Annotated in this window: 5 protein-coding genes; 2 read left to right on the top strand and 3 right to left on the bottom strand. The window is 68.0% G+C overall.

Translation table 11 applies throughout. The features are described 5' to 3' along the window. Positions 1–435: 435 nt before the first annotated feature. Entirely contained in the window at positions 436–717 is a 282-nt protein-coding gene (locus tag EV191_RS19125) for a hypothetical protein (RefSeq protein ID WP_132878460.1), read from the top strand. 80 nt (positions 718–797) lie between these two features. Next, on the top strand, positions 798–1,769 hold the full coding sequence (locus tag EV191_RS19120; protein WP_243659056.1) for an EamA family transporter: 972 nt from the start codon (positions 798–800) through the stop codon (positions 1,767–1,769). On the opposite strand, the gene EV191_RS19115 is transcribed toward EV191_RS19120, so the two are convergent. The 3 genes from EV191_RS19115 to EV191_RS19105 are packed head-to-tail and all read right to left on the bottom strand — an operon-like array spanning position 1,770 to position 6,058. Beyond that, positions 1,770–3,455, bottom strand: coding sequence for a ribonuclease J (locus EV191_RS19115; protein ID WP_132878458.1), 1,686 nt, complete (start codon positions 3,453–3,455; stop codon positions 1,770–1,772). Beyond that, a complete protein-coding gene (dapA, locus tag EV191_RS19110) occupies positions 3,452–4,468 on the bottom strand; it encodes a 4-hydroxy-tetrahydrodipicolinate synthase (protein WP_132878457.1) in 1,017 nt (338 codons plus the stop codon). The genes EV191_RS19115 and dapA overlap by 4 nt, the downstream gene beginning before the upstream one ends. An 18-nt stretch (positions 4,469–4,486) precedes the next feature. Further along, on the bottom strand, positions 4,487–6,058 hold the full coding sequence (locus tag EV191_RS19105; protein WP_132878456.1) for a serine/threonine-protein kinase: 1,572 nt from the start codon (positions 6,056–6,058) through the stop codon (positions 4,487–4,489). Positions 6,059–6,130 lie beyond the last annotated feature (72 nt).

Genomic DNA, 6,130 nt, shown 5'->3' with positions numbered 1-6,130 from the left:
GATCCAGCCACACGTGATACGCCACCACCAACAACACAGCCAACGCCCGCAACCCCTGAACCTCCGGGCGATACTTCCGCGCCACCCCACCCGAGTGCCGCGGTGGCGCCGCGGTATCACTGCGCGTGGCCTGTGCCTGACCGCCCATGGCGGCGTCCTCCCCTTCTCCCCATGCTGGTCGCGTGCCGCGTGTCCGTACCCGGTAGACGCCCTACTGGGTCGGCTGGTTTACCACCTGTGTGGATATCGCCGTCTCGCGGCGTACCGTCACAGATCGTCGCCTGCCGGGAGCAGACTCGTCCGAACAGGCGGGTATCGCCTCAGCTAACCAGGTGACACTCGATCGCCCCGCACCGACCTCAGCGTCGGTGAGTAACCAGAACTATCCCGACATTCGCTGGTCAGCAGCGCCGTACGCTGGAACACTGGACGGAAATGTCCCAGACCATACTTCTCGCGATCGGGGTAACGGCCGGATCACTCTTTGGGCTCGGTCTGCTGGTGATCGCCGTTGTCCTCACCGTTCGCCAGCGCAAGGCACGCGAACAACCCGCCTATCCGCGGTATACCCCGAAGGGCCGCGCCGCGCGCTGGGCACGCAGCAAGGACGAGCCAACCAGCCAGGACCACGGCAGCGCGCTACCCACCGATCATGACCAGTCAGACACGATCTGGCGGCTGGCCGCCGGCCAACACCGACCGCATCGACACCGGTAACCGCGGGTAGGCGATCAGCTTGCCGCCGCGCATTAGTGCACGGGCGTACCAGACTTTCCGCCGCCGGGGATACTGAGCGGGTGGCAACCACCGTGCACACCCCGCCGACCTCGCATCCCACCCGCGGCACCGTGCTCATCCTGGCCTCATCGCTGTGTTTCGGTGTATCCGGGCCGATCGCGAAGCCAGCAATGCAGGCCGGGATGACCGCGGAGCAGGTCACCGCCGCGCGAATCGCTATCGCCGCGCTCGTGCTGCTCATCGGCGTCGGCCTCAGCCAGCCGAGCGCGCTACGGATCCGTCGGACACAGTGGCGCCTGGTAGCCGGCTATGGGCTGCTCGGTGTCAGTGGTATCCAGCTCTGCTACTTCTTCGCGGTCTCCCGGCTACCGGTCGGGATCGCGCTGCTACTCGAGTACCTCTCGCCGGTGCTGGTCGCGCTGTGGGTACGGCTGATCCGCCGTACCGTGCTGCCCCAGCTCATGTGGCTGGGCACCGGCCTTGCCGTACTCGGCCTCGCGACGATGGTTCAGGTATGGCACGGCCTGCGCCTGGACGCGCTGGGCCTGCTCGCCGGGGTCGCCGCCGCATGCTGTTCGGCCGCCTATTTTCTGATCGGCGAGCGCGGGGCGCACACCATGAACCCGCTGGGGTTGGTTACCTGGGGAATGCTGCTCGGCGCCGTGGCGGTCGCCGTCGTCAGCCCGCCGTGGCGGATGCCGTTCGAGGTCTTCGACGCGCGCGCCGAGTTCGGCCCATGGCAACCACCGGTGTGGGCACTGCTGCTCGCGGTCGCGCTGCTGGCGACAGTGCTTGCCTACCTCAGCGGCATCGCCGCACTGCGACACCTTCCGCCGAATGTGGCCAGTGTCCTCGCGCTGGCCGAACCCGTGGTGGCCACGGTCGCGGCGTGGCTGCTGCTCGGCGAAACACTCACCCCGATCCAGCTCGTCGGCGCCGCTGTCCTGCTCAGCGGCGCCGCGATCGTGCAGCGGGCGACAAGTCGACCGACCACCGTCGCCGAACCGCTGCCCAGCGATCCCCGGGAATGATCAGACGGCGATCACGGTGGGCACGATCATCGGTCGGCGCCGGTAGGTTTCCGCGACCCAGCGACCGACGACCCGGCGAACGGCCTGGGCAATGCGGTGAGTGTCCACGATCCCCTCGGCCTCGGTACGGGCCAGCTCCATTTCGACCAGCGGCACCACGGACTCGAGTGCTTTCGGGTCATCCGAGAAGCCACGCCCGGACACCGTCGGCGGCGCTACCGCCCTGCCCGATGTGTGGTCCACCGCCACATTGATCGCGATGAACCCGCCCTCGCCAAGGATCAGCCGGTCCGAGAGGGTGGATTCCCCGACATCGCCGACCGACAGCCCATCCACATAGACGTGTCCAACCTCGACGCGGCCAACCGTCTCGGCTTTGCCGTCGACGAGATCGACCACCACCCCGTCCTCGGCGATGACCACCCGATCGGCCGGTACGCCGGTCTGCCTGGCCAGCTCGGCGTTCGCCCGCAGATGGCGCCACTCTCCGTGTACCGGCAGGACGTTACTCGGCCGCACCGCGTTGTACAGGAAGAGCAGCTCACCGGCGGGCGCATGGCCGGAGACATGCACCTTCGCGTTGCTCTGGTGCACCACCTGCGCGCCGAGCCGGACCAGCCCATTGACTACCGCGAATACCGCGGTCTCATTGCCCGGGATCAGCGAACTCGCCAATACCACGGTGTCGCCCTGCCGGATATCGATCTGCCGGTGTTCCCCACGTGCCATCCTGGACAGCGCGGACAGCGGTTCACCCTGCGAACCGGTGGACACGAACAGCACCTCGTTCTCCGGCAACGAGCTGGCCGAGTCCATATCGATCAGCAGGCCATCCGGGACGTTGAGCAGCCCGAGATCCGCCGCGATGGCCATATTGCGCACCATCGAGCGCCCCACGAAGGCGACTCGACGCTCGTGCCGCACGGCCACGTCCAGCACCTGCTGGACCCGGTGCACATGACTGGCGAAGCAGGCGACGATCACTCGCTGAGTGGCACCGGCGATCACGCCGTCCAGTACTGGTCCGATTTCTCGCTCAGGGACAACGAATCCCGGCACTTCGGCGTTCGTTGAGTCCACACAGAACAGATCGACACCCTCGTCACCGAGCCGGGAAAAGCCGGCGAGGTCGGTCAGCCGACCGTCCAGCGGCAGCTGGTCCAGCTTGATGTCCCCGGTGTGCAGCACCAGGCCGGCAGGAGTACGGATCGCGACGGCCAGCGCGTCCGGAATGGAGTGGTTGACCGCGAAGAACTCGCAGTCGAACGCCCCGTGCGCGCTGCGTTGCCCCTCGGCGACCTCCACCAGCACCGGGTCCTGCCGGTGTTCCTTGCATTTCGCCGCCACCAGGGCCAGGGTGAACCGCGATCCGACGATCGGCAGGTCCGGGCGCATCCGGAGCAGGAAGGGCACCGCGCCGATGTGGTCCTCGTGGCCGTGGGTGAGGACGAGCGCCTCGATATCGTCCAGCCGATTCTCGATCGGCCGGAAATCCGGCAGGATCAGGTCCACCCCGGGTTGCTCGTCCTCAGGAAACAGCACTCCACAATCGACGATCAGCAGCCGGCCGCCGTGTTCGAACACGGTCATGTTTCGACCGACCTCGCCGATCCCGCCAAGCGCGACGATGCGCAGCCCGCCGTCCGGCAACGCCGGTGGCGGGTCCTGCGGGCCGGGTACCGTCACGGATGCACCGCCCCGGTACTGGTATGCGTGGTCGGCGTGACGTAGGCGGCCGCCGCGTCGTGCCGGGCCACTCGTGCCGCGGCCAGATCCGAACTGGGCGACTCGGCCAGCGGCACTCCCGCCTCGGCCAGGTCTCCAGCGATCGCCTGTACCTGCTCCTCGGTCGCCGGCGGCAGCGGCAACCGGGGGTCGCCGATATCGTTGCCGCGCAGCCGCAGCGCCGTTTTCACGAAGATCACGCCGCCCACCCTACTGAACGCCCTGAGTACCGGAATAAGTCCGGTGTGGACCGTCTTGGCCGCGCTGACGTCGCCACCCTCGTAGCTGTCCAACATCGACCGTAGCCGGTTGGCGACCACATGGCCGATCACGCTCACCATGCCGACGGCGCCAATGGACAGCCACGGCAGGTTCAGCCCGTCATCGCCGGAGTAGTACGCGAGGTCGGTGCTGGCAAGCACCTCACTGCCGGCGATCAGGTCGCCCTTGGCGTCCTTGACCGCAAGGATGCGCGGATGCTCGGCGAGCCGGCGCAGCGTATCCACCGCGATCGGCACGACCGACCTCGGCGGGATGTCGTAGAGCATCACCGGCAACTCGGTGGCGTCGGCGACCGTGGTGAAATGCGCGAGCACCCCCGCCTGCGGTGGCCGCGAGTAATACGGGGTCACGACGAGCAGACCATTCGCACCGGCCCGCTCGGCGTCCTTGGCTTGCCGCACGCTGTGCGCGGTGTCGTAGGTGCCCGCGCCGGCGACCAGCGTGACCTGGTCGCCAACGGCGCCACGGACCGCGCGAATCAGCTCGGTCTTCTCCGCATCGGTGGTCGTCGGTGATTCCCCGGTGGTCCCGCCAAGGACCAGACCGTCACAGCCCAGCTCGACCAGCTGGTTGGCCAGCGCGGCGGCTTTGTCCAGATCGAGCGTTCCCGCGGAGTCGAAGGGCGTGGCCATCGCGGTCAACACGCGCCCGAATGGCCGACCGGGCGCAGCACTGGGGCAAGGTGGTGTCATGGTGCCGACGCTACCGCGTCAGTTCCGTTCCGCCAGCACCGATCCGTCGAGTTGACCACCATCGGCGCGGTCCACGAAGCAGAACACGCGCCGATCAACATCGTCCGGACTCGCGCCGCCGGAGGATTTTTCGAGCCAGTGCTGTCTGGATGGAACAACCGCGCGGTAGCGCAGCGTCTCCTGCTTATCCTTGTACCGCACTTGGTTTGATGTGAAATACAACGTGCACCAGCCTTCCGCGGCCGCCGCGAGGGTCTGCGTACCCGGGTAGTCCGGGGTAGGGAACGTGTCGCCGGCAAGCGGATTGTCCAAGGTGCCCATCGTGGTGAACACCTCCGCGGCATGCGGTTCGGCGCAGTCCACGGCATCCTCGGGTTCGATGTTCCCGTATCGGCGCACCTCGCGGATACAGCTGCCGCTATCCAGGTCCGGATAGTAGAAGAACGGGATATCGCCACCTTCACCGTAGGTCCACACCTCCGCCAGCGCGGGCGAGTCCGGTTCCTGGGCCTGGCCGCCCGGTGCCACCGCGCCGGACCGCGGATCCGTGGTTGGCGCGAACAGGATCCGGTCAAGCAGGCCGCCGGCGAACACCAACGCAATCGCCGCCACCGTCGCGGCCGTGGCGTAACGCCATCGATGCCTGCCCGGATGCCTTCCCGGCTCTGGCCGCACCGGGTGCGGCCCGGTGGCCAGCGGCATCGGCGACTGTTCCGGCATCGGCCGTGGCTCCGCGGCTACCGGCGCGACCCGTTCGGCCGCGGCCGTCCGCAGCAGCCCGCGCGCCTGTTCCGTGGACATTCGCGCCGTCGCGGAGGTGACGAGTAGACCACTGATCACCGAGGCCAGCGGACCACTGGCGCGACTCAGATATGGGACCTCATGCAGCACCGCGTGCAATGTGGCCGCCGCCGTACTGCGCTCGAAAGCCGGCAACCCCTCCACGGCGAAATACAGCGTCGCGCCAAGCGACCACAGATCCGAAGCTGGACTGGCCTCGGCGCCTTCGAGGCGTTCCGGCGCGATGAAGGCCGGCGAGCCGACCAACATGCCCGAGGTCGTCAGTTGTGGATCGTCGACCGCCCTGGCGATGCCGAAATCGGTGAGCTTCACCCGCCAGTCGTCGAGAACCAGCACATTGCCGGGTTTCACGTCCCGGTGCACGATTCCCGCCTGGTGCGCGGCGTCCAACGCGGCGAGCAGCTGTTCGCCGATCTCGGCCGCCCGATCACCAGGCAGCGGGCCGCGTTGCGCGACCAGCTCGGACAGGGTGGGCGCGGCGACCAACTCCATCACGATGTACGTCGCGTCCGTCTCGACCACCACGTCGTGTACCGCCACCACGGCCGGATCGTTCAGCCGCCCGCCGGTGCGCACCTCACGCAGCACCCGTTCGGCGAACACCATGCCGTCCCGTTCGGCACCGTACCGGTCCACCGACCGCAGCTCCTTGATCGCCACCTCGCGGTCGATCACCTGGTCCAGGGCTCGCCAGACCACTCCGGTGCCGCCCCTGCCGAGCTCGGCGAGCAACGTGTAGCGATCGGCGATGATCCGGGGAGGCACGGGCTGGGTGGGATGATCGGACATGCTTTACCTCACAGGCTCGCGATCCACCGGCCGATGCCCAGCACGCGGCATGGGCAGGGCCGGATCATACCC

The organism is Tamaricihabitans halophyticus, assembly GCF_004340875.1.
Taxonomy (GTDB): Bacteria; Actinomycetota; Actinomycetes; order Mycobacteriales; family Pseudonocardiaceae; genus Tamaricihabitans; species Tamaricihabitans halophyticus.
This window is presented reverse-complemented; position numbering and strand designations above follow the sequence as displayed.

What these genes read in the sequence shown, in the direction of transcription:
- EV191_RS19125 (WP_132878460.1), top strand. Translation starts at nt 436, where the DNA reads ATGTCCCAGACCATACTTCTCGCGATCGGGGTAACGGCCGGATCACTC.
- dapA (WP_132878457.1), bottom strand. Translation starts at nt 4,468, where the DNA reads ATGACACCACCTTGCCCCAGTGCTGCGCCCGGTCGGCCATTCGGGCGC.
- EV191_RS19105 (WP_132878456.1), bottom strand. Translation starts at nt 6,058, where the DNA reads ATGTCCGATCATCCCACCCAGCCCGTGCCTCCCCGGATCATCGCCGAT.